Raw genomic sequence first — 25,321 nt, forward strand, 5'->3', positions numbered from 1 at the left:
ATATTTTATAAATATATTTTTTTTTTACAAGAAAATATTTACAATTAATACAAGAATTTTAAAATTATGAAAATAATTAAGGTAGTTTTTAATAATTATACTATATACCAAAAATATGATTATTTATTACCTAATAATATAATAGTAGATATTGGTTATAGAGTTTTAGTACCAATAAAAAATAAAAAATATGTAGGTATAGTAATAGAAATAAAAAATTTTTCTAAAATTGTACCAAATAAATTAAAATATTTATATAAAGTTTTGGATAAAAAATCACTTTTTAATTCTTTTATTTGGAATTTTGCAAAAAAAATTTCTGAATATTATCAATATCCTGTTGGAATTATTTTATTTAAAATACTACCTATATTTTATAGAAAAAATAATAAATCTTCTATAAATTTGAAAAATTTTTATTTAAAAAATAGTAAAAATTTATATAAAATTAAATTGAAAAAAGTTTATAAATTTAAAATTAAATCAAATTTTTTTAAAAAAAATAAAATATTTTTTAATAATAAAAATAATAAATTTAAAATTTATTCATTATTAATAAAAAATATATATAAAATTGTATTTCTTAAAGTAAATTTTTTTAAAACTTGGGTTTTACAAGATGATATTATTTTATTTAAAAAAATTCATATTTATGTTAATTTAATTAAAGTTTTATTAATTAATAAAAAACAAATATTAATTTTAGTTCCACAAAAATATAATATTTTTTATTTATACCAATTTTTTATTAAATTAAATGTTTCTATTTGTTTATTACATTCTAATATTTCTGAAAAAAAACAATTAGTAATGTTAAAAGATATAAAAAAAGGTAAAATATCAATAGTAATTGGTACAAAATCTTCTATTTTTACACAATTTTTGAAATTGGGATTAATTATTATAGATAAAGAAAATGATTTTATATATAAACAAAACAATAAATATAAATATAATACAAGAGATATTGCTATTTTACGAGCAAAAATAGAAAATATTCCTATAATATTAAGCTCTAAAATTTTAAGTTTAGAGACTATAAATAATATTAATCTTGGAAAATATAAATTTTTATTTCATAAAAATAAAGAAATATCATATAAAAAATATTTTGATTATATAATTATAGATATTAATAAACAATTACTAAAATATAAATTATTTTCTCATATTTTAATTAAAATGATGAAAATATATCTTCAAAATAAGAAACAAATAATTATATATTACAAATATATAGGATATTCAAATCTTATATTATGTAATTTTTGTAAAAAAATATTAAAATGTATAGATTGTAATAAAAACTATATTTTTTATAAAAAGTCATGGAAATTATATTGTAAATATTGTAAAAAAATTATTAACATGATTACATATTGTCCTTTTTGTAAAAAAAATTTCTTTATACCAATAGGTATTGGTATAGAACAATTAAAAGAATTATTAAAGATAATATTTCCAAATATATTAATTTTTTTTATAAATAATAAAAATTTTTTAAAAAAAATTTCTTTAATATATGATAATAAAATTAAACCTTTAATAATAATTTCTTCACAAATTTTATATAAAGAATATTATTTTTTTTTAAAAAATACTTTAATAATTTTTTTAAATACAGATAATATTTTCTTTTCAAGAAATTTTCGTACAATGGAATATTTTTCTCAATATATTTTTAGTATATTAAATAATCATTTAGATAAAAAAAAAAAAAAAATAATTATACAAACAAATTATCCACAAAATAATTTTTTAAAAAAAATTTTTAAAAATAATTATACATATAATGATATTACTAATTATATATTAAAAGAAAGAAAAATAATGTTATTACCTCCTTTTACTAATCATGTTATTTTAATAATTGAATCTTATAATAAAAAAATTTTAATTAATTTTTTAGTTAAATTAAAAAAAATATTAAAATTAAAATATATAAATGAAAAAAATTTTCTTATTATAGGTCCTACATCATTAATACAAAATCAACGAAAAGGTTTATTTAGAAAAAAAATTATCTTACAACATCTATTGAAAATTAGATTACAGTTTATTACAATTAATATTTATTCTATAGCAAAAAAAATTATAAATTTTAATAAGATTAAATTATTAATAAATGTTGATCCCATAGAATGGTAAATTATTAAAATAAAAAATTAAACATTATTTACTAAAATTTGGTATATATATGTATAACTCTAATAATAAATTTGATGTTATTATTGTAGGTGGTGGACATGCTGGAATAGAAGCTGCTGTAGCTAGTGCAAAAATGAAAAAAAAAACTCTTTTAATTACAAGTAATATTGATACAATAGGACAAATGTCTTGTAATCCAGCAATAGGAGGTATTGGTAAAAGTCATTTAGTTAAAGAAATAGATGCTTTAAATGGTATTATGGCAATTGCAACTGATTATTCTGGTATTAATTTTAAAATACTTAATAAAAGTAAAGGACCAGCAGTAAGATCTACAAGAGCACAAACAGACAGGGAACTATATAAAAAGACAATAAAATATATTTTAAGTAAACAAAAAAATTTATTATTTTTTCAACAAGAAGTAAAGAAAATTATAATTAAAAATTATCAAGTAACAGGTATAATTACTAAAAATAATGATATTATAAATGCAAAAGTTATAATTTTAACTACTGGAACATTTTTAAATGGAAAAATTTATATTGGTTTAAATAATCAATATCATGGTGGTAGAATTAATGATTCTTCTTCAAGAGAACTAGCTGATTTTTTAAATGAATTACCTTTAACAAAAGGACGATTAAAAACGGGTACTCCTCCTAGAATTGATAAAAGAAGTATTAATTTTTCTAAATTAGAGGTTCAATATAGTGATATTCCTTTACCATATTTTTCTTTTATTGGTAATAGTGAACAACATCCTAAACAATTACCTTGTTATATAACTTATACTAATAAAAATACACATCAAATAATAATAGATAATATTATTAAAAGTCCTATGTACAGTGGTTTAATTACAAGTAAAGGACCTCGATATTGTCCTTCTTTAGAAGATAAAATTATTAGATTTCCTAATAGGGAAAAACATCAAATTTTTCTAGAACCAGAAGGTATATTTAATTCAGAAATTTATCCTAATGGACTTTCAACTAGTTTTCCTTTTAACATACAACTTTCAATTATAAATTCTATTAAAGGTTTAGAAAATGCATGTATTACTAGATTAGGATATGCTGTAGAATATGATTTTTATGATCCTAGAGGATTAAAACCAACTATGGAAAGTAAATTTATAAAAAGATTATTTTTTGCAGGACAAATTAATGGGACAACTGGATATGAAGAAGCAGCAGTACAGGGATTAATTGCAGGATTAAATGCTTCTCTTTTAATTGATAATAAAAAACAGTGGTTTCCTTTAAGAAATCAAGCATACATGGGAGTTTTAATTGATGATTTATGTACTTTAGGAACAAAAGAACCATACCGTATGTTTACTTCACGTGCAGAACATAGATTACTTTTAAGAGAAAATAATGCAGATATAAGACTTACTAAAATAGGATATAAATTAGGATTAGTAAATGATATTCGTTGGCAAAAATTTAATGAAAAATTAAATAATATTGAAAAATTATATCAAAAAATAAAAAATTTTAATATTAATTATGATAATAAAAGAAAAATTAAAAAATTAAATTCTTTATTAAAAAATCCTATAAAAGAAAAATTAAATGGTATATCATTATTAAAACGTTCTGAAATAAATCATAAAAACTTAATAAAATTAAAAATATTTGATTTTAATATAAAAAATATAGAAGTTATTGAATATATTGAAACTGAATTAAAATATAAAGGTTATATAAAAAGACAATTAGAATTAATAAAAAAACAAAAAAAAAATGAAAATACATTAATTCCAATAGATATTAAATTTAATGATATAAAAAGTTTATCTAATGAAGCAAAAGATAAATTTTATTTTTATAAACCTTATACTCTTGGACAAGCATCTAGAATACCTGGTATAACACCAGCAGATATTTCAATACTTTTAATTTATTTATTAAACAAAAAAAGAAAATAATATAAATAATGAATATTTACTACTAATATATTTTTTATTTTTATCTAAAATAAAATATAATCTATAGATTATATATTTTATAAATAAATATTTATTTAACACTTATATTAAAATATAAATAATATTTTAATAATTTTATAAAATTTATTTTAAAAAAATTTTAATATAAAAATAACATTTTTTAATTATGAATAATTAATTTATTTGATATTTATTCATAATAATAATTTTTTTCAACTTCTATTTTATTATATTTAACAATTATCATTTAATACATATTATTAAAAAACTTTATTTTAAATTAGTAGGTACTATTTATGAAACATAATTTTTTTGTCATAAAAAGAAGTGGAAATAAAGAATTAATTAATTTAGATAAAATAAATTTAATATTATTTCGTGCTGCACAAAATTTAAAAAATATCTCATTATCAAAAATAAAAAAACAATTATATATACAATTATATAATAAAATTAGTACAGTAAATATCCATAATATTATAATTAAAATTACAGCAGATTTTATTTCTGAAAAATATCCTAACTATCAATATATGGCAGCTAGATTAGTTATTTTTAATTTAAGAAAAAAAGCATATAAAAAATTCATACCACCTAAATTATATAATCATGTCAAAAATATGGTAAATTTACAAAAATATGATAAATTTCTTTTAGAAAAATATTCTAAAAAAGATTTTAATTTAATGGATGATTTTATTGATCATGATCGTGATATGAATTTTTCATATGCAGCTGTCAAACAATTAGAAGGTAAATATTTAGTTAAAGATAGAATAACAGGAAAAATTTATGAAAGTGCTCAATTTTTATATATTTTAATTTCAGCTTGTTTATTCGCTGAATATCCATCTAATAAAAGAATGTATTATATAAAATCTTTTTATGATGCTATTTCTACTTTTAAAATTTCTTTACCAACACCAATTATGTCAGGAGTACGTACTATAACTAAACAATTTAGTTCATGTATTTTAATTGAATGTGGAGATAATATTAATTCAATTAATGCTACTACTAGTAGTATTATAAAATATGTTTCTCAAAAAGCAGGTATAGGAATTAATGCAGGAAGAATTCGTGCTGTAGGTAGTCCTATTAGGAATGGAGAAGCATTTCATACCGGATGTATTCCTTTTTATAAACATTTTCAAACAGCTATTAAATCATGTTCTCAAGGAGGTGTAAGAGGTGGTGCTGGTACATTATTTTATCCTTTATGGCATTTTGAAATTACAAATTTATTAGTTTTAAAAAATAATAGAGGAATTGAATCTAATAGAGTTAGACATATTGATTATGCTGTACAAATTAATAAATTATTATATCAACGTTTAATTAATAATGAAAAAATAACTTTATTTAGTCCATCAGATGTTCCTAATTTATATGAATATTTTTTTTCAAATCAAAAAAAATTTAAATATCTTTATGAAAGATATGAAAAAGATATAAATATTAGAAAAAAAAAAATTGATGCTGTTAATTTATTTTCATTAATGATGCAAGAACGTACTTCAACAGGAAGAATTTATATACAAAATGTTGATCACTGTAATACTCATTCTGCATTTAATCCTAAAAAAGCACCTATAAGACAATCAAATCTATGTTTAGAAATTACTTTACCTACTAAAACCTTAAATAAGATAGATGATCCTAATGGAGAAATTGGATTATGTACTTTAGCAGCATTTAATTTAGGTAAAATTAAAAATTTAAATGAAATAAAAAACTTATCAGATTTAATAGTAAGAGCGTTAAATTGTTTATTAGATTATCAAAAATATTTAATCCCTGCAGCTAAAAAATCAGCTTTAGAACGTAGATCTTTAGGAATTGGAGTAATTAATTTTGCTTATTATTTAGCAAAAAATAACGTTCGTTATTCTGATAATAGTGCTAATAATTTAATTCATAGAACATTTGAATTTATACAATATTATTTATTAAAATCATCTAATAATTTAGCTAAAGAAGAGGGATGTTGTCCATTATTTAAAGAAACTAATTATTCAAAAGGAATATTACCTATTGATACTTATAAAAAATATATTGATAATATTCATACAGAATCATTACATTGTAATTGGGATAATTTAAGAATAAAAATAAAAAAATATGGATTACGTAATTCTACTTTATCTGCATTAATGCCATCAGAAACTTCTTCTCAAATTTCTAATGCAACTAATGGAATTGAACCACCTAGAGGTTTTATTAGTATCAAATTATCTAAAAATGGTATTTTAAAACAAGTTGTACCTGAATTTTTAAAATTAAAAAAAAAATATGAATTATTATGGAATATACCTAATAATTATGGATATTTAAAATTAATTGGTATAATGCAAAAATTTATTGATCAATCTATTTCCACAAATATTAATTATGATCCTTCTCGTTTTTATAATAATAAAATACCTATGGAACAATTATTGAAAGATTTATTAATAGCTTATAAATTAGGTATTAAAACATTATATTATCAAAATACAAGAGATGGAGCAAAAGACACTCAAAATGAAAATATTTTAGAAAAAAATAATATTTGTACAAATGGAGCATGTATACTCTAATTTTAAAATTTTTAATGATAATTTGGATAATAAAATGAGTTATACTACTTTTTCCAGTAAAAAAAATAATCAACTAAAAGAACCTATGTTTTTTGGACAATCTGTTAATATTTCTCGTTATGATCAACAAAAATATATTTTTTTTGAAAATTTAATTGAAAAACAATTAAGTTTTTTTTGGAGACCTGAAGAAATAGATATATCATATGATCGTATTCATTATCAAAATTTACCAAAACATGAAAAACATATATTTATTAGTAATTTAAAATATCAAACTCTATTAGATTCAATTCAAGGAAGAAGTCCTAATATAGCATTACTTCCTCTAATTTCCATACCAGAATTAGAAACATGGGTAGAAACATGGTCATTTTTTGAAACAATACATTCTAGATCTTATACTCATATAATTAGAAATATTGTAAATGATCCATCAATAATTTTTGATGATATTGTTATAAACAATAATATTGTTCTTAGAACAAAAGATATTATTAAGTATTATGATGAACTTATTGAATTAACAAATTATTGGCATTTATTTGGTGAAGGAGTTTTTAAGTTTAATAAAAAAAAAATTGTAATTAATCTATATAATTTAAAAAAAAAATTATATTTATGTTTAATGAATATTAATATTTTAGAAGCAATTAGATTTTATGTAAGTTTTGCATGTTCTTTTGCATTTGCTGAAAGAGAGTTAATGGAAGGTAATGCAAAAATTATTAGACTTATAGCTCGTGATGAATATTTACATATGATTGGAACTCAATATATATTAAATATTATGCAAAAAGGAATAGAAGATAAAGAAATGGCAAAAATTGCTGTTGAATGTAAAAAAATATGTTATCAACTATTTCTTAATGCTTCTATGCAAGAAAAACAGTGGGCTGAATATTTATTTTCTAACGGGGTTATGATAGGATTAAATAAAAATATTTTATGTAAATATATTGAATATATTACTAATATCAGAATGAATAAAGTTGGATTAAAAAGTCCATTTTCAATAACTAAAAATCCTATTCCGTGGATTAATTCTTGGCTAATATCAGATAATGTTCAAATGGCTCCTCAAGAAGTAGAAGTAAGTTCTTATTTAGTAGGTCAAATTGATTCCACAGTAAATATTAAAAAATTTAAAAATTTTAAATTATAATTTTATTTGTTTAAATATGACTGTTATAAATTAATTTATATAACAGTCAGTTAAGTTATGTAATATTTAATATTATATATTAATTATTAATTATCTATTTAATAAAAAAATATATAATATAAAAAGATATTATTAATAAAATAAAACAAGAAAATTTTTCTTTATTATTTAATAATAAAATATTTTTATTCGTTAATTTGGTTAATATTAAAAATATTAAACCAAAAGTATATAAAATTAATGAAAATAATAAATTTAACCATCCTGCTGCATATAATAACCAAATAGTATAAATACAAGAACCTAAACTAATCAATAAATTATATTTGTTAAATTTCTTAAAAGATATTTTAAATAAATATGCTCCAACTAAAAAATATGGTATTAATATCATTTCTGATGCAATAGTTAATAAATTATTATAATTTAATTTAGTTAACCAAATTATTATTAAAAATAATTGTATACTAATATTAGTAAACCATAAAGCATATGATGGAGATTTATTTTCATTTTGTTTAGATAATATTATAGGAAATATTTTATTTTTTGCTGCTATACATGGCACTTCAGCTGCCATAATTGTCCAACTAAAATATGCTCCACATACTGATATAATTAAGCCTAATAAAGTAAATAAATTACCCCATTTCCCAATTAATATCGTCATAATTCCAGCCATTGATGGATTTGTCATACTAGCTAAATCTAATCTATTCATAATACCAAAAGGTAATAAAGTTACTAATAAATATATAGATAATGCAATTATTATTGCTAAAAATGTTGCTTTTTCTATATCTTTATTATTTTTAGCCTTAGAAGATAAAAGTACAGCACCTTCTACACCAATAAATACCCATAAGGTAATTAACATAGTATTTTTAATTTGTTCCCATAAAGGAACATTTAATTTAATTCCTATTGGATCTATGTTAAATTTTTTTATATTAAAAGCAATTATTGATAAAAATATAAAAATAATTAAAGGAATTAATTTACATAATGTTGTTATTATATTAATAATTGATGCAGTTTGTGTTTCTTTTAATAATAAAAAATGAATTAACCATAATAAAATTGAAGCTCCTAATATAGATTGCCAAGTATTACCATTTCCAAAAAAAATATAACTTGGAGTATCAATAAAAAAACCAATCGCAGAAAACATAATAACTAAATAAGTGACATTAGCAATTACGGCACATAACCAATATCCCCATGCTGAATAAAAACCAATTAATTCTCCAAATCCATCTTTAGCATATGCAAACAAACTTCCTTCAAAATTTGGTTTTAATTGATTTAATAATAGCATAGTTTTTGCTAAAAAAATAATTCCAAGACCAGTAATAATCCATCCTATAATTAAAGCAATAGGACTTGCAATTACTGCCATATTCTGAGGTAAGCTAAATACTCCTGCACCTAACATAGAACTAAGTACTAATGATGTAAGTGCTATAAGATTTAATTTTTTATTCAAAATAATTCCTTTAAACTATATAAATTATAAATTTTTTTAATTATTTATTTAAATATTAAATTATAAAATGAAAATTTTTTAAATTTATAATAATATTTTTATAAAAAAATTTATAATAAATAAAAAATTTTATTAAAATATATTTTTTATGCTGGATTATATATATCAATAAAATTAGTTTTTAAATTAAATTTATTTTTTAACCATTTACCTAACATAATTATACCTCCTTTTTCAGTTGCATGATGTCCTGCACTAACAAAATATATATCATATTCTCTCGCAATATGAATATTCATTTCTGATACTTCTCCTGTAATAAAAACATCTATATTAAAATTTACTACTTCTTCAAAAAATTTTTGTCCTGCTCCACTACACCAAGCTATTTTATGAATTTTTTTAAATTTATTTTTACCAAAATATAATGGAGTACGATGTAACTTATTTGTAATTTTTATAATAAAATCTTTTATATAAATTTTTTTTTTTAAATATCCATAAAAAACAAAATTATTTATTTTACCATGTATATTTATATCTAATAAATTTGCTAAATAAATATTATTTCCTATTTTAGTATTTAAATCTAAAGGTAAATGCCAACTATATAAATTAATATGATTAATTAAAATTGTGTATATTCTTTTTTTTTTATGACCTATAATAATAGGAGATTCATTTTTCCAAAAATATCCATGATGTACTATAATAGCATCTGCTTTTAATTTAACAGCAAAATTTAATAATTTTTGACAAGCAGTTACTCCTAGTATAATATTCTTTATATATTTTTTACCTTCTATTTGTAATCCATTAGGGATATAATCTTTTATATTTAATTTTGTATTTAATTTATCATTAATAATAATTTCTAATTGTTTATTATTTATCATATATGTTTTTTATAATTTATATATATTTAATTTTTATTTTAAAATTTTATATTTTTTTATTTTAAAAAAAAATATTTTTATTATAATAATTATAAATTTAAAATATTAAATTAAATCTATATTTGTTATTAAAATTAAAATTTCTACATTTAATTTATATTCTTATTATATATGAGGAATTTAAATGTTTACTAACTTAAGTAATAAATTATCTAAAACATTATTAAAAATTAGAAACTACGGACGATTAACAGAAGAAAATATAAAAAAAACTTTAGATGAAATTTATATAAATTTATTAGAAGCTGATGTAGCTTTAGAAGTTGTTAAAGATTTTATTAATAAAATTAAAAAAAAAGCGATTGGAACAAAAATTAATAATAGTTTTACTCCAGGACAAGAATTTATAAAATTAGTAAAAGAAAATTTGATTCAAATAATGGATTCTTCAAATAAAAGTATTAATATAGCTACTCAACCTCCAGCAGTAATATTATTTACTGGATTACAAGGAGTGGGTAAAACAACAAGTGTTGTAAAATTAGCTTATTTTTTAAAAAAAAAATATAAGAAAAAAATTATTGTTGTATCTACTGATATATATAGACCAGCAGCTATACAACAATTAAATATTTTATCAAAAAATGTAAAAATAGATTATTTTGATGTTAATCAAAAAAATTCTCCAATAGAGATATCTAAAAAAGTATTACATTATGCTAAAATTAATTTTTATGATATACTTATAGTAGATACTGCAGGAAGATTACATATTGATAATATAATGATGCAAGAAATAAAAGATATCCATAAAACACTTAATCCTATAGAAACAATATTTGTTATTGATGCAATGACAGGACAAGATTCGATTAATAGTGCTAAAAAATTTAATAAAATATTACCTATAACAGGAATTTTTTTAACTAAAACTGATAGTGATACTAGAGGTGGTGCAATCTTATCAGTTAAATATATAATAAAAAAACCAATAAAATTTATTGGTACTGGAGAAAAAATTAATAATATGGATGTATTTTCTCCTGAAAAAATTACATCTAAAATATTAGGAATGTCTTCTGAATTATCTATTATTAAAAATATACAAAAAACAATTAATTTTAAAAAAAATAAAAATTTAATTAAGAAATTACAAAATAAAAATAATCTAGATTTACAAGATTTTATAGATCAATTAGAACAAATAAAAAAAATAGGTAGTAAAAATATAAACATTTTATTAAAAAAAATGAAACTAAATAATATACAATATTTTTCACATCCTATAATAAATATTATTAATATAGATGATCAAACTATTAATGATATAAAAACTATAATGAAATCTATGACTAATTTAGAAAAAAAAGATATTAATATAATTAATTTTTCTAGAAAAAAAAGAATATCTTCTGGTTCTGGTATACCCATTACAAAAATAAATATTATAATAAAATATTATAATCAAATGAAATTAATTACAAAAAAAATGAAAAAAAATAATAATATATATAAAATAATAAATAAAATTAAAAATTTTATAGGGAAAAAATTCTTTTAAAATTTAAAAATATGAGGAAAACAATTATGATTATAATTAGATTAACTAGAAAAGGAATAAAAAAAAAACCTTTTTATCAAATAATTGTTACAGATAATAGAAATGCTAGAGATGGACGTTTTATAGAAAAATTAGGTTATTTTAATCCATTTAATTTTAATGATAATAAAAAAAAAATAATTTTTAATAAAAAAAGAATTGATTTTTGGTTATCTAAAGGAGCCACTCTCTCTAAAAGAGTATATAATCTATTAAAATAATTTTTATTATAAAATAATAAATATGTTTAAAAAAAAAATAATTTTAGGACAATTTGGTAAAATTTATGGAATAAAAGGTTATATTAAATTATTTTCTTATACTGAAAAAAAAGTAAATATATTTTTTTATAAAAATCTATTTGTTTTAAATAATGAGAAAAATATATATTTTATAAAATTGAATAAATATATATGTCGAAAAAATTATTATATTGTTCAAATTAATTATTTATCTGATAATAAAGATGTAATTAATTTTGTTAATCATAAAATTTATATATTTAAATATAATTTAATTAAATATAAGAATAAAAATGAATATTTTTGGAATGATATAATTGGATGTAAAGTTTTTAATATTAAAAAAATTTATTATGGTATTATTATTAATATTATAGAAATAAAAATTCATGATGTTATTGTAATTAAATCTAATTATTTAAATATAAATAGAAAAAAAAATATATTAATTCCTTTTATTAAAAATAAAATAATAAAAAATATAGATTTAATTAATAATTTTATAGAAGTAGATTGGTATTTATAATTTTATGTATGGTATATAAAAATTATTATGTTAATTAATATTATTAGTTTATTTCCTGAAATGTTTCAATCAATTTTTAATTATGGTTTAATAAATAAAAGTATTAAAAAAAAATTATTAAACATTAATTTTTTTAATCCTAGAGATTTTACTGATAATAGTAAAGTAGATGCTTATATTTATGGAGGAGGTAATGGTGTAATATTAAGAGCAGAACCATTAATAAAATCTATTTATCAAGCAAAATTAAAAATGAAAAATAATACTAAATTAATTTATTTATCTCCGCAAGGAAAAAAAATTAGTATATCTCTTATTAAAAGATTATTATCGTATAATAATATAATATTAATTTGTGGTAGATATAAAGGTATAGATGAACGTATTATTCAAAATTTTGTAGACGAAGAAATTTCTATAGGAGACTATATTGTTAGTGGTGGAGAATTACCTGCTATGATTTTAATAGATATATTAGTAAGACAAATTCCTGGAGTATTAAATCATATATCTTCATGTTATACTGATTCATTTTTTAATAATGGTTTATTAGAGGCACCTAATTATACTCGTCCTAGAGTATTACAAAATTTATTAATACAAAACAAAGTTCCTTCTATATTATTAGAGGGAAATCATCAAAAAATCAAAGAATGGAGATTAAAACAATCATTAGGTATTACTTGGATAAAAAGACCGGATTTATTTAAAAAAAAAAAATTAACTAAGAAAGAAAAAATTTTATTTAATGAATTTAAAAATTCTTATTTAAAAAAAAATAATTTTTTGGGAGAAAAAAGATGAATAATATTATTAATTATATAGAACAAGAACAAATTAAAAATTATAAAAAATTTCCTTTATTTCGATCCGGAGATACAATAAAAGTAAAAATATGGGTTGTTGAAGGTTCAAAAAAAAGACTTCAAAATTTTGAAGGAATTGTTATTTCAATAACTAAAAAAAATAGTTTTAATTGTTCTTTTACTGTTAGAAAATTATCTAATGGTATCGGAGTTGAACGTGTTTTTCCTTTATATTCTAAAATAATTGATTCTATTCAAATAGAAAAAATAGGTTATGTAAAAAAATCAAAATTATATTATTTACGTCAATTAACAGGGAAATCAGCACGTATTAGAGAAAAAATTAATATTAAATAAATTTTTTTAGTTATTTTTATAATTTGTGATTTTTTTTTTTATATTAGAATATCTTTTAATTTTTAATTTTATTGATTTATAAAAAATTAATTCACTACTATAAATTGTTATATTTTTTTTTGATCTTGTAATAGCAGTATATATAAGTTCTCTTGTTAATAAGGGATATAATTTATTTGGTAATACTAAAGAAACATTTTTAAATTCTGATCCTTGGGATTTATGTACTGTTATAGCATATGCTATTTCGTATGCTGGTAAATTTTTAATGTTAACTATTGTATATTTTTTATTTGTTAATAAAAATTTAATTTTTAATTTTTGACTACTTTTATCTAAATAAGTAATACCAATATCACCGTTAAATAAATTTGAAAAACTATCATTTTGTGTAATAATAATTGGTCTTCCGATATACCAATTATTATCTTTTATATTATTATTTATTATTTTTTTATTTAAAAGTTCTTCTTCAATAATAAAATTAATTTCTTTTGTACCAAATGATCCGTTTTTTACAGCACAGATTATTTGATAATCATTAAACTTATTTATAATTTTAGTACTTTCATAATTATTTTTATTTAAATAAATAAAATATTTTTCATATTCATTAATAAAATTTTGTATCATTAATTTATATTCTTTTATATTAAGAATATTAATATAGTGTATATTATTAAAATTTTTTGATAAAAATAATTTTTTAATTCTTACAATATTTCCTTTTTTTATTGCAATTGCTAATTTATTAATTCCTGAATTAGTTTCATATCTATAATTATGTTTTAACACAGTAATAAAATTACGAAAAAAGAAGGTTTTTTTTTTAATATTTTTTTCTATTTGATTATCAACAATTATTTTTAACCAAGAAAAATATTCTTGTGTGAAAAAAAATTTTTTGAAAGAACATAAATCTTTAAAAATATTCCCGTATTCTATAGAAGGTAATTGATGATCATCTCCTAATAAAATCAAATGGCTTTTTTTAGGTAATGTTTTTAAAATAATATACATTAAATTAGAATCTATCATAGAAGATTCATCTATTATTAATAAATTTATATCTAAAATATTAGTATTATTAAATATATTTTTTCTGGTATATATACCTAGTTTTAATAAACTATGTATAGTAGTTGCTTTTTCTGGAATATTTTTTTTTTCTTTATCATTTATTTTTTCTTTAGGAATATTTTGAAAAAATTCATTTATAGATTCTGTTAATCTAACAGCTGCTTTTCCAGTAGCTGCAGCAACTTTTATTTTTAAAGTTTTTGAAAAAATTTTAATAAATGTAAATATTATTTTTGATATTATACTTGTTTTTCCTGTTCCAGGAGAACCAGTTATAATACTAATTCTATGTGTTAATGAAGAAATAACAGATATTTTTTGTAATATTTCATTTTTTTTAAATAAAAAATTTAATATATTTTTTATTTTATCTTCTTTTATAAGAATATAATTGTTTTTAGTAAAATTTTTGATTATAAAATTTTCTTCATCCCAATTTTTATATAAATATAAACAATTATTTTCCAATATAATGGGAGTAATTTTTTCCCCATTACTCACAATATCTTTATAAGATAATAATATTTTTTCCCAATTTGTAATTTTATTTATTTCTTGTATTTTCTTTAATAAAGAAAAATATTTTTTATTTTTAAAAATTATTTTTAAATATAATTTTGATATTGGTAAACAAACATTTCCTTTACTAATACTATTACTAAGTAAAGTAATAGCAAACATTAAAAATTTTTGTTTTTTAGAAACAAATATAAGAGCAAAATATAAATCAATTAAACGAATAACTTTCATTTTACATAATTTTTTTAAAAAATTATACATGTTTTTTATCATTAAATATTATTAAAATAAAATTAACAAAATAATTTATCTAATTTACTAATTATTTTATAAGATGGTTTAATTTCCCAAATACCATTTTTTTTTTTTTTATGAATTCCTCTAATATATAAAAATATAATTCCTCCAAAATTTTTTTCATAATTATAATTATTAATACGATAATTTAAATATTTATGTAAAGCTAAAGTATAAATGTGATATTGTATATCATAACGATTTAAACATATATCTTTTTCAAGATATTTTTTTTGATAGTATTTACTGTTATACCCTAACCAGTTAGTTTTATAATCTATAATATAATATTTTGTATCCCATAATAAAATTAAATCTATTATCCCTGTTAAAAATCCTTTAATTTTTTGAAAATTTAACTTAGGAAGTTTATTAGAAATAGAATCATATTTATTTATAATATTATTAAATTCTTCAAAAAAAAGGAAATTTTTTATTGATAATAAAAATTCAAATTCTGTTATTTTATTTTCATTATTTATTTTATTTAAAATAATTTTATTTTGACCTAATGATGTTCTTAAAATATTATTTAACCAGTTAGTTAATATAATATTCCAAGAAATATTAATATTTTTTTTAATTAATTCTTTTTTAATAAAATTTCTTGTAATAGATTTTGTAAAATCCAATTTTTCAAAAATATTATGAATCATGATTCCTATATTTTTCCCAATAGGAAAAGTATATTGTGTTTTTTTTATATTTGTTTGATTAAAATTTAAAAATTTATATTTATAACTATTATTAAAATAATTAAAATTATAACTTTGTTGTTTTTTTATTTTTGAATAACTTAATAATATTTTATTTATATAATTATAATTTTCATTTTTAAATTTAAATAAAGATTCTTTTTTTATATTTGTTTTATATATATTTTTTAATTTTAAAATTTTTTTTTGTTGTATATTTTTAATACAAATATTTTTATTTTTTAAACTATATAAAATTTTCTTAAAATCTATATTAGATATATTATTTTTTTTTTTAATTAAAAAATTTAAAGAAGTAGTATATAATGAATATAAATTTTGTTGTTTTAAATTATTAAATTTTATATTAGCAATCCCAATACTACAATGAAATATAGATCTTGTCAAAGCTACATATAATAATCTTAAATTTTCGGAAAGTGATTCTTTTAAAAATGATTTTATACTTTTATGATGTTTTTGAAAATCTATAGTTATTTTAAAATTTTTTTCATCATAAAAAATTATACCATTATCATTTATTAAATCTAAAGTATTTGAAGCAATAAATGGTAACCAAACAATGGGAAATTGTAAACCTTTTGATTGATGTATTGTCATAATTTTTATTTTATTAATATTATCATATAATTTATTTTGTTTATTTAACAAAATTTTATTAGGATATGTAATTTGTTGTAATAACCATTTTATTATTGCTTTATTATTTTTTTTATTAAAACATGAAATTTGTATTAGTTCACCTAAATATAAAATATTAGCTATTTTTTTTTTTTGAATAGAATTTAAAATATTTTTTTTAAAAAAAGAATCTTTTATAAAGATTGTTTCTAACATATTTAAAATACCTTTTTTTTCCCAAATAAATTTATATTTATGAAATTTATAAATTATTTTTTCAATAAAAGATTTTTTTTTATTATCATCAAAATAACATAAATTTATATTAAATAATTTTCTTGCTAAAAAATTTCTAATATTTTTTTTTTTATTAGGTTCTAAAATAGATGTTAATAGTATTAATAGTTCTTTAGCTTCTTGTTTTTTAAAAATATTATCAAATTTTGACAAATAAATATAAGGTAAATTAAATTTTATAAATTCTTTTTTTAAAATGTTATATTCATATCGATTACGAACTAAAACAGTTATATCTGAAATATTAATATTTTTATTTTTTCCATTTTTATTTAAAAAAGCTTTATTTTTTTGTCCTAAAATTATTAATTTATATATTTTATATGCACATTGATATGACATTTTTTCTTTATATAAATTTACACTAATCTCTTTATTAAGATACCAAAAAGTAATACCAGATTTTATTTTATTATTTATAATAAAATGATAATTTAATTTTTGTATTGTATAAGATATAGGATGAAAAATTATATTTTTAAATAAAAAAGGATATGATCTATTTGAAAATAATTTATTTACACCTTTAACCATTGTACTAGATGAACGCCAATTATTTTTTAATGTGTAACATTTTTTAATTTCAGATAAAGCTTTTAAATAAGTAAAAATATTAGCACCTCTAAAAGAGTAAATAGCTTGTTTAGGATCTCCTATTAATAGGATAATATTTTTTGGTTGATTCATATATATTTTTTTAAAAATATTATATTGTTGTTGATCTGTATCTTGAAATTCGTCTACTAAAATAACAGGAAATAAATTTCTTATATCTTTAGATATTTGATTTCCTAAAGTACTATTTAATTCTTTATTTAAAATAATTAATAAATCATTAAAACTTATTTTTTTTTTTTTTTTTTTTTTTTTTCAATATATTTATTTATATATTTTATAGCTTTTAAAATTATTAAAAATTTTAAATCAATAATTTTGTTTAAAAATTTTTCTATTATTTTAAATAAAATATGTTTTGGTATTTTTTTTTTATTAATCGTTTTATCTATTAAAATTTTTTGGGAAAATCTTAATAATTGTTTAGGATAATAATTATCTACAGTTTTTATGGAACTCCATATATTAATAATATCTATCCAATTATTTAATAATTTTTTATTATAAATATGTTTATTAATATTAGAATTATAAATATTATTTATTATAATATTTTTATATTTAATCCAAAATTTTTTTATTATATTAATATATTTTATATTTTTATAAAATTGTTCCGATATATTAATTTTTTTAAATAAATTTTTTATTATCGGTGTTGGTTTTCTTGATATAAAAGGTAATAATGAATTAAATAAATCACTAGGAGATTTCCAATAAAGAAGAATAATTTTAGTTATTTCTTTTGGTAATTTATAAAAATATTTTCTCCAAAAAATTATTGAAGCTTTTTTTTGTAAAATTAATTCATCATTGATTATTTTATTATTAAAAAAAAAATTATGAAGTTCATAATTTTTTAAATTTATAATTTTTTGACAAAAAGAATGTATTGTGTAAATAGATGCATTATTGATATTTAATTCAGCTTTTAATAATAAATCAACAGCTAATTTTTTATCTTTAATTTTTTTTATAAGTTTATTTATAACATCATATTTACTTTTGCCTTTTATACATCCTATACGTAGTATATAAATACTTTTTTTTATTCTTTGATATAAATCTTGTATTGCAATATCAGTAAAAGTTACCACCAAAATCTGTTCTACAGTTAAAGGAAGAATATTATTATTTTTTTGATATATTCCTAAAAGCATTCTTAAATATACTATTATAATAGTAAATGTTTTTCCAGTACCAGCTGACGCTTCTATAAGATATTCTCCTTTTAAATTTTCTTTAAATGGATTAAATTCTATAAATTTTATTATTTTATTTTTCATTATTTTATAATATTAATTTTAGTTAGCATAATACATAAGATCAAACATCCATTTTTGGATAAGTTTTTGAATTTGCAACCACTCTTTTTGATTTAAATTAAAATTTAATCTATTAAAATACAGATCATTAGATTCTCCTTTAAAATAATTATTTTTATACCAATAATAAAGAAAATTTTTTTTTGCTTTATTTTGAATATAATAATTACTATTAATACATTTTTTTTCTTTATCATAACAAGTATTTATCCATTTCCATGAACTTTGCATAGGTAACATAATAGGTGAATTCATACCAGATAAATAACCTTTAACGTATTTTTTTAATAAAACGTAAGCTTTTTCTTTAGATAAATATTGAAAAATATATTTTGTATTTTTTAAACCAAATATTACTAAACTATAATTAGTAGAAATATTATTTATACACAAAATTAAATGTTTGATCCATAAACTAATAATAGTTTTAATATCTATTATTTTAGGTTCAAATTTTATTAATTTAGTAGTATTATAATTAAAATATTTAATTTGTCCTTTTATATTAATATTTAAAATTTTAAAGTTAATTTTCTTAATTATTTCTTTATATGTATATTTTTTAAAATTATTATTAAATATTTTTTTCATTTTATTTACTTTTTCTTCCCACCATATTTCTCCATGATATCCATAAGGTAAAATATTATTATTTAAATAATAATTATATAAATTATTAATATTTTTATTTAAAATTAATGAATATAATATTTTTTTATTTATAATATATTCTTGTAAATAATTAATATTAAAGGGTTCTGTATTTAATAATTTAATTTGATCTAAATCTTGTAAATATATTTTTAATCTTTGATTAAAAAAACCTTTTACAGGATGTTTCCAAAAATTAATTAAATTATTAATTTTTATTTTTGTTATTTTAATAGGTTTAAAAATATTAATATTTTTATTATGTGTATTATCTTTTTTTTTATTTTTTGATAAAAAATTAAATTTATTTTTATAAATATATTTAACAATATAATCATTAATATTAATATTTTTAATATAATAATTATTAGAAATATATTCTAATAATTCATTTACTATACTAGAAGAAATATTTTTAATATTATTTATTTTTTTATTATTTAAATAACTAATATATAATTTTTTTTCTGTAGACATTAATAATTTTAAAAATAAATTTTTATCTTCATCTATATAATTTTTTTCTTCTTTATAAGGATAATGTTTCATTAAATCAAAAATAATAGGATATGATTTTTTTGGAAAATATTCATTATTCATACCTATTATAAAAACATCTTTAAAAGATATATTTTGAAATATGTTAAAAGAACAAAAATTTATTTTATTTATATGAAAAAAAAATTTTTTATGTTTTTTTTTAATTTGATATTTAATTTTTTCTATTATTATATCAATAGATATTTTTTTTTTATATTTTGACTCTAAACCATTTTCAATAAAAAATATGATTTTTTTTATAATATAATATATATTATTATACAAGTAATTACTATATGGGAAAAAATCAGAATATAATTTTAATATTATTTCTTTCCATTTTTTTAAAAAATGTTTTTTATGAAGTTTATTTTTCCATTTTTCTAATTTGAATAAAAAATTAGTAAATTTACCAAGTAATTCTTGAGATAAACTAATAGAACCATTATAAGGAATAATATTTTTCCATTTTTCAGAATTAAAAACATAACCTAAGAACATACGATGTAAACCTAATTTCCATGTATATTGGTCTTTAGTAAAAATAATTTTATTAAAATTTTTAAAATTTAAACCATATTTTATTCCTAATTTTTTAATCCAATAATTTAAATATTCTAAATCTTCTTTGTTTAAAAGAAATTTTTTAGATATATATTTATCTTCTAATAAAAAAAAAATTTCTTCAGGAGTAAACTTTTTATAAGGTAATTCTAGTAAAAATAAAATTTTTTTAAAAATATTTAAATTTTTTATTTTATCAGGATTAGAACTTATATTAATAGGTAAGTTACAATTTTTAAATATTGAATCAATAAATGGAATATATAATTGTAAATTAGGAGACACAATTAGTATATCATGTAAAAAATAATGTTTATTTTTTTTTAAATTATATATGATATTATCATATAATAATTTTACTTCTGTATAAAAATCTTCACAAATATATATTTGAATAGATTTATCTAAATAATTTATTTCTTTTTTTTTTTGATTATTTTTATAATTTATTTGATTCTCATGTGAATATAAAATATCATTTTTAATATTATTTAATAAATTTGTTGTATCATTTTTTATAAAAGTTTCAATAATTCTAGCTGGAAAATTCATTAATTTATTAATATTATTTAAATGATAATTTCCCCAGGAATACAATAATTTATTATAAAAATAATTTTCATTTTTAATATTAATATTTTCATTATATTTATAATTTGATATATTTACCCAATAATATTTAGATGGACTATATATAAAAATATGTATTTCCATGTATTTTTCTATTTCTTTCAATAATTTTAAATATATTAAAGGAATATTTTGTATATCAAATATAAATATTCTTTCTGGTAAAAAATTATATTTAAAATTATTGTTTTTTTTATATTTTTTATAAAATTTATATAATTTACCATAATTCCATAATGTTTTATTTAATTTATTTTTATAATATATTAATAATTCGTTCCATAATTTTGCTTGCCATATTTGATGTTTATCTGTTAAAGATGAAATAATTTTATTATTTTCCCATAATAGTAACCATTCTGGCTGATATTTTTGATATTTATCATATAAATTTTCTATTTGTATGGACAAATTAAATAAATAATCTAAATCTTTTATTTTATAAAAAAATTTTTTTTTGAAATAAGTAAATTCTGAAGTATATATTAATTTAGGAATAATTAATACTATTTTCCAAATAATACTTTCTTTACATAAAAAATCGTCTTTATCTATCTTAGGTATTATTTTTTTAAATAAATTCCAAATAAACTTGTCAAAAGAAAAAAAATTAATATTACCATATATTTCTAATATATTTGAAAAATTTATTTTCATTAATTTAGAAAAATTTATATTATTACATATGATTATTTCTGATTTTAATGGGTTAGTGAGTGGTTGTTTTAAAATTTGTATTTTTACAATATTTAATAAAATATCTATATTATTAGAATTATAAATTGTTAACATATTTAAATTATATTTTATTATTTAATTTTTTATAAAAAATAATTAATCCAAAAATTATCATTAGTATTGAAAAAAACTGTTCTATAGTAAAATAATAGTAAAAAAAATAAAATTGTATATTAGGTTCTCTAAAATTTTCTACAAAAAAACGTATTATACCATAAAATAATAAAAATAAACTAGATTTATATCCTACAAAAAAATTTTTTTTAAAAATTATATTTAAAATAAAAAATAAAAATATACCTTCTAAAAAGAATTCGTAAATTTGTGTAGGATGCCGAGGTAAATTACCATATTGTATAAATAATTTTTTGTATTTTAGATTTTTTCGTATATAAATTAAATCTTTTTCAATGGAATTTGGAAATATAAAAGCCCATGAAACATTTGTTACTTTACCCCATAATTCACTATTAATAAAATTACCAATACGTCCCATACCAATTCCTAATGGTACTACAGGTACTATAGAATCTGTTAATAATAAAAAATTTTTTTTTTTTTATAAGAATAAATTACTAAAACTATAATAATTCCTATTAAACCACCAAAAAATGACATACCTCCTTCCCATAATTTAATTAAAATAATTGGATTTTTTATAAAATCAGAAATATGATAAAATAATGTGTAACCTATTTTTCCACCTAATAATAAACCTATGAAACAGTAATATAATAAATTATTATTTTTTTTAATATTTTTTATTTTAAATATATTAATTATAAATAAAAAATTAATTAAATATAAAATACTATACCAATAAATATTTATTTTATTTATTTTTAAAAATATTGGATTTATATTGGGAAATAAAAAATATTTTGTATTCATTTTTTATTATAAATTTATGTTATTTATAATATTATTATATAATATATTATTTATAAATTAAATTTTAATATATATGAAAAAAATGTTTTCTTCAATTATTTATGAAGAAAAAATGTTATTATTAAGAGCACAATTAATAAAAGGATTTAATATAATTGATATTGCAAGATGGTTAAATTATAAGATACCTAAAAATATAAATAAAGATAAAGGTATTATGGGAAAATTAATTGAATTTTACTTAATAGGAAAACATCAAAATAATAAATCAAATCAAGATTTACCATATTTAGGTATAGAAATTAAAACAATTACTATAAATAAAAAAAATAAAGTAATTAATGATAATTTTATTTGTTCTTTTTCTTTGATTAATGAAAATAATTTTTTATTTTATAAAAGTAAATTATATAATAAAATATCCAAAATTTTATGGATACCTATCATTAAAAATATAAATATTCCTTTTTTTATGAATAAAATTGGAAAAGCATTTTTATGGAAACCTTCTAATGATGATAAAATAAAATTATTTAATGATTGGAATAATTTAACTAAATTATTAATTTTAGGACAAATAAATAATATTAATTCTTATAATGGTTATATTTTATTAGTTAAAAACAAATCTAACAAAAAAAAATTAACAAAAGCTATAGATAAAAATGGAAAAATTATATTTGTAACTCCTAAATCTTTTTATTTTAAAAAAAATTTTTTAAATTTTATATTAAAAAATAAAGTAAATTTTAAAAATTAAAATAATTCTAAATTTATTAAATCTTTTATTTTTTGACGACGTCTAATTATTTTAGGAATATTATTTTCAATTAAAATTTCTGGTATTAAAGGTCTACTATTATAATTAGAAGACATAGATGCTCCATATGCTCCAGTATCATGAAAAATTAAATAATCACCAATATTTACTATTGGTAACATAAAAAAAATAATTTCACCATTATCTGTTTGTGTAAATATATCTCCTGATTCACATAAAGGACCTGCAACAATAGTTTTTACTTTTGGATAAATAGACATATCTTTACCTTTAGATGATATAGCTGATATATAATGATAACTTCCATACATAACAGGACGAATTAAATCATTAAAACCTATGTTAACTAAAACAAATCTTCTATTTTTTATTATTTTTATAGCACATACTTGACAAATTAATATACCAGATTCGGCTACTAAAAATCTTCCTGGTTCAATTTCTAATTTTATATTTTTTTTAAAAAAATTTTTAATAATGTTTCTTGTATTATTCCATAAATTAAAATAATGATTAGTATCTACTTTTAGATCATTTATTTTATAAGGAATAGATAACCCTCCTCCTGCAGATATAATATCAATTTTTGGCATATATGTTTGTAAAACATTATATAACATTGAATTACATACTTTTTCTAAGTGTTGATAATTTACCCCTGATCCTATATGCATATGTATACCAATTAAATTTAAATTAAATTTTTTTATGATAGAAATAGCATTTTTTAAATCTTCATACCATATACCATGTTTACTTTTTTCTCCTCCTGTATTTGTTTTTTTATTGTGTCCATATCCAAAACCGGGATTAATTCTTAATAATATATTATGACCTTTTGATATATAACCTAATTGATATAACATATCAATAGAACCAACATTAACAGTAATGTTAGATTTTTTAATATATCTTAATGTTTCTTTATCAAAAACATCAGATGTAAAAATAATATCATTTATTTTTTTAGGATTATATCCTGCTACTATTGCTCTTTCTATTTCTCCTAAAGAAATAGCATCTACTTTTACTCCTTCATATCTCATTAATTTTAAAATATTTATATTAGAACAAGCTTTTTGTGCAAACCTTATTGTATCAAACTGTTTTAATTGTGTAATTTTATCTTTTATATTTTCTGCACAATACAACCAAAATGGAGTATTATAATTTTTTATTAAAGATAAAATAGTTTGAATCGAAATATTATTTTTATTATACTTTTTATCAAATAATTTTATTATCATTTTTATTATTTATCCTAAGAATAAAATTTTTATTAAAATATTTTTTA

General features: G+C 17.2%; 19 protein-coding genes. 10 read left to right on the forward strand and 9 right to left on the reverse strand.

Annotated elements, in window-relative coordinates:
• Positions 1–66 precede the first annotated feature (66 nt).
• The 4 genes from priA to nrdB all read left to right on the forward strand — a co-directional run bounded on the left by priA (position 67) and on the right by nrdB (position 7,849).
• Positions 67–2,148: a replication restart helicase PriA gene (gene priA / locus GJT89_RS01965; RefSeq protein ID WP_168894857.1), complete on the forward strand. Its 2,082-nt coding sequence runs from the start codon at positions 67–69 to the stop codon at positions 2,146–2,148.
• 49 nt (positions 2,149–2,197) lie between these two features.
• On the forward strand, positions 2,198–4,084 hold the full coding sequence (gene mnmG / locus GJT89_RS01970) for a tRNA uridine-5-carboxymethylaminomethyl(34) synthesis enzyme MnmG (protein ID WP_168894858.1): 1,887 nt from the start codon (positions 2,198–2,200) through the stop codon (positions 4,082–4,084).
• A 317-nt stretch (positions 4,085–4,401) separates the two neighbouring features.
• A complete protein-coding gene (nrdA, locus tag GJT89_RS01975; protein ID WP_168894859.1) occupies positions 4,402–6,684 on the forward strand; it encodes a class 1a ribonucleoside-diphosphate reductase subunit alpha in 2,283 nt (760 codons plus the stop codon).
• A gap of 34 nt (positions 6,685–6,718) precedes the next feature.
• The gene (nrdB, locus tag GJT89_RS01980; protein ID WP_168894860.1) at positions 6,719–7,849 is read left to right on the forward strand and encodes a class Ia ribonucleoside-diphosphate reductase subunit beta; all 1,131 of its coding nucleotides are present in this window, start codon (positions 6,719–6,721) and stop codon (positions 7,847–7,849) included.
• A 94-nt stretch (positions 7,850–7,943) separates the two neighbouring features.
• Here the strand turns inward: nrdB and GJT89_RS01985 are convergent, their stop codons facing one another.
• Both GJT89_RS01985 and GJT89_RS01990 read right to left on the reverse strand, forming a co-directional pair.
• Positions 7,944–9,335, reverse strand: a complete 1,392-nt coding sequence (locus tag GJT89_RS01985; protein WP_168894861.1) for a basic amino acid/polyamine antiporter — start codon at positions 9,333–9,335, stop codon at positions 7,944–7,946.
• A 146-nt stretch (positions 9,336–9,481) separates the two neighbouring features.
• Positions 9,482–10,228 carry a Nif3-like dinuclear metal center hexameric protein gene (locus tag GJT89_RS01990; protein ID WP_168894921.1) on the reverse strand — a complete coding sequence of 249 codons (747 nt, stop codon included), beginning with the start codon at positions 10,226–10,228 and terminating at the stop codon, positions 9,482–9,484.
• Positions 10,229–10,415: 187 nt separating this feature from the next.
• On the opposite strand from GJT89_RS01990, the gene ffh reads away from it, so the two are divergent.
• The 5 genes from ffh to rplS are packed head-to-tail and all read left to right on the forward strand — an operon-like array spanning position 10,416 to position 13,762.
• Positions 10,416–11,792, forward strand: a complete 1,377-nt coding sequence (gene ffh, locus GJT89_RS01995) for a signal recognition particle protein (RefSeq protein WP_168894862.1) — start codon at positions 10,416–10,418, stop codon at positions 11,790–11,792.
• A gap of 26 nt (positions 11,793–11,818) precedes the next feature.
• On the forward strand, positions 11,819–12,052 hold the full coding sequence (gene rpsP / locus GJT89_RS02000; RefSeq protein WP_168894863.1) for a 30S ribosomal protein S16: 234 nt from the start codon (positions 11,819–11,821) through the stop codon (positions 12,050–12,052).
• Between the two features lie 22 nt (positions 12,053–12,074).
• Positions 12,075–12,599 (forward strand): ribosome maturation factor RimM, encoded by a 525-nt coding sequence (gene rimM, locus GJT89_RS02005; RefSeq protein WP_168894864.1) that lies wholly within the window; start codon positions 12,075–12,077, stop codon positions 12,597–12,599.
• 27 nt (positions 12,600–12,626) lie between these two features.
• Positions 12,627–13,403 carry a tRNA (guanosine(37)-N1)-methyltransferase TrmD gene (gene trmD / locus GJT89_RS02010; RefSeq protein ID WP_168894865.1) on the forward strand — a complete coding sequence of 259 codons (777 nt, stop codon included), beginning with the start codon at positions 12,627–12,629 and terminating at the stop codon, positions 13,401–13,403.
• Positions 13,400–13,762 carry a 50S ribosomal protein L19 gene (gene rplS, locus GJT89_RS02015; protein ID WP_168894866.1) on the forward strand — a complete coding sequence of 121 codons (363 nt, stop codon included), beginning with the start codon at positions 13,400–13,402 and terminating at the stop codon, positions 13,760–13,762. The genes trmD and rplS overlap by 4 nt, the downstream gene beginning before the upstream one ends.
• Positions 13,763–13,768: 6 nt before the next feature.
• Here the strand turns inward: rplS and recD are convergent, their stop codons facing one another.
• From recD to GJT89_RS02265, 6 genes are read right to left on the reverse strand one after another with little or no spacing between them, the layout of a single operon-like run.
• Positions 13,769–15,622: an exodeoxyribonuclease V subunit alpha gene (recD, locus tag GJT89_RS02020; RefSeq protein WP_168894867.1), complete on the reverse strand. Its 1,854-nt coding sequence runs from the start codon at positions 15,620–15,622 to the stop codon at positions 13,769–13,771.
• 32 nt (positions 15,623–15,654) lie between these two features.
• Positions 15,655–18,138: a UvrD-helicase domain-containing protein gene (locus tag GJT89_RS02025; RefSeq protein WP_343034352.1), complete on the reverse strand. Its 2,484-nt coding sequence runs from the start codon at positions 18,136–18,138 to the stop codon at positions 15,655–15,657.
• A complete protein-coding gene (locus GJT89_RS02030) occupies positions 18,135–19,193 on the reverse strand; it encodes a UvrD-helicase domain-containing protein (protein ID WP_168894869.1) in 1,059 nt (352 codons plus the stop codon). Before GJT89_RS02030 ends, GJT89_RS02025 begins: the two co-directional genes overlap by 4 nt.
• Positions 19,194–19,211: 18 nt before the next feature.
• The gene (locus tag GJT89_RS02035; RefSeq protein WP_168894870.1) at positions 19,212–22,409 is read right to left on the reverse strand and encodes an exodeoxyribonuclease V subunit gamma; all 3,198 of its coding nucleotides are present in this window, start codon (positions 22,407–22,409) and stop codon (positions 19,212–19,214) included.
• 7 nt (positions 22,410–22,416) lie between these two features.
• A complete protein-coding gene (locus GJT89_RS02260) occupies positions 22,417–22,851 on the reverse strand; it encodes a prolipoprotein diacylglyceryl transferase (RefSeq protein ID WP_246223067.1) in 435 nt (144 codons plus the stop codon).
• A gap of 38 nt (positions 22,852–22,889) precedes the next feature.
• Positions 22,890–23,246, reverse strand: coding sequence for a prolipoprotein diacylglyceryl transferase family protein (locus GJT89_RS02265; protein ID WP_246223068.1), 357 nt, complete (start codon positions 23,244–23,246; stop codon positions 22,890–22,892).
• A gap of 73 nt (positions 23,247–23,319) precedes the next feature.
• Here GJT89_RS02265 and GJT89_RS02045 point away from each other — a divergent pair, with 73 nt between their 5' ends.
• Positions 23,320–24,006 carry a MutH/Sau3AI family endonuclease gene (locus GJT89_RS02045; protein ID WP_168894871.1) on the forward strand — a complete coding sequence of 229 codons (687 nt, stop codon included), beginning with the start codon at positions 23,320–23,322 and terminating at the stop codon, positions 24,004–24,006.
• Here GJT89_RS02045 and lysA read toward each other — a convergent pair.
• Positions 24,003–25,274, reverse strand: a complete 1,272-nt coding sequence (gene lysA, locus GJT89_RS02050; RefSeq protein WP_168894872.1) for a diaminopimelate decarboxylase — start codon at positions 25,272–25,274, stop codon at positions 24,003–24,005. The two genes, GJT89_RS02045 and lysA, sit on opposite strands and share 4 nt — an antisense overlap.
• Positions 25,275–25,321: the final 47 nt, after the last annotated feature.

Source organism: Enterobacteriaceae endosymbiont of Donacia versicolorea (assembly GCF_012570965.1).
Lineage (GTDB): Bacteria > Pseudomonadota > Gammaproteobacteria > Enterobacterales > Enterobacteriaceae.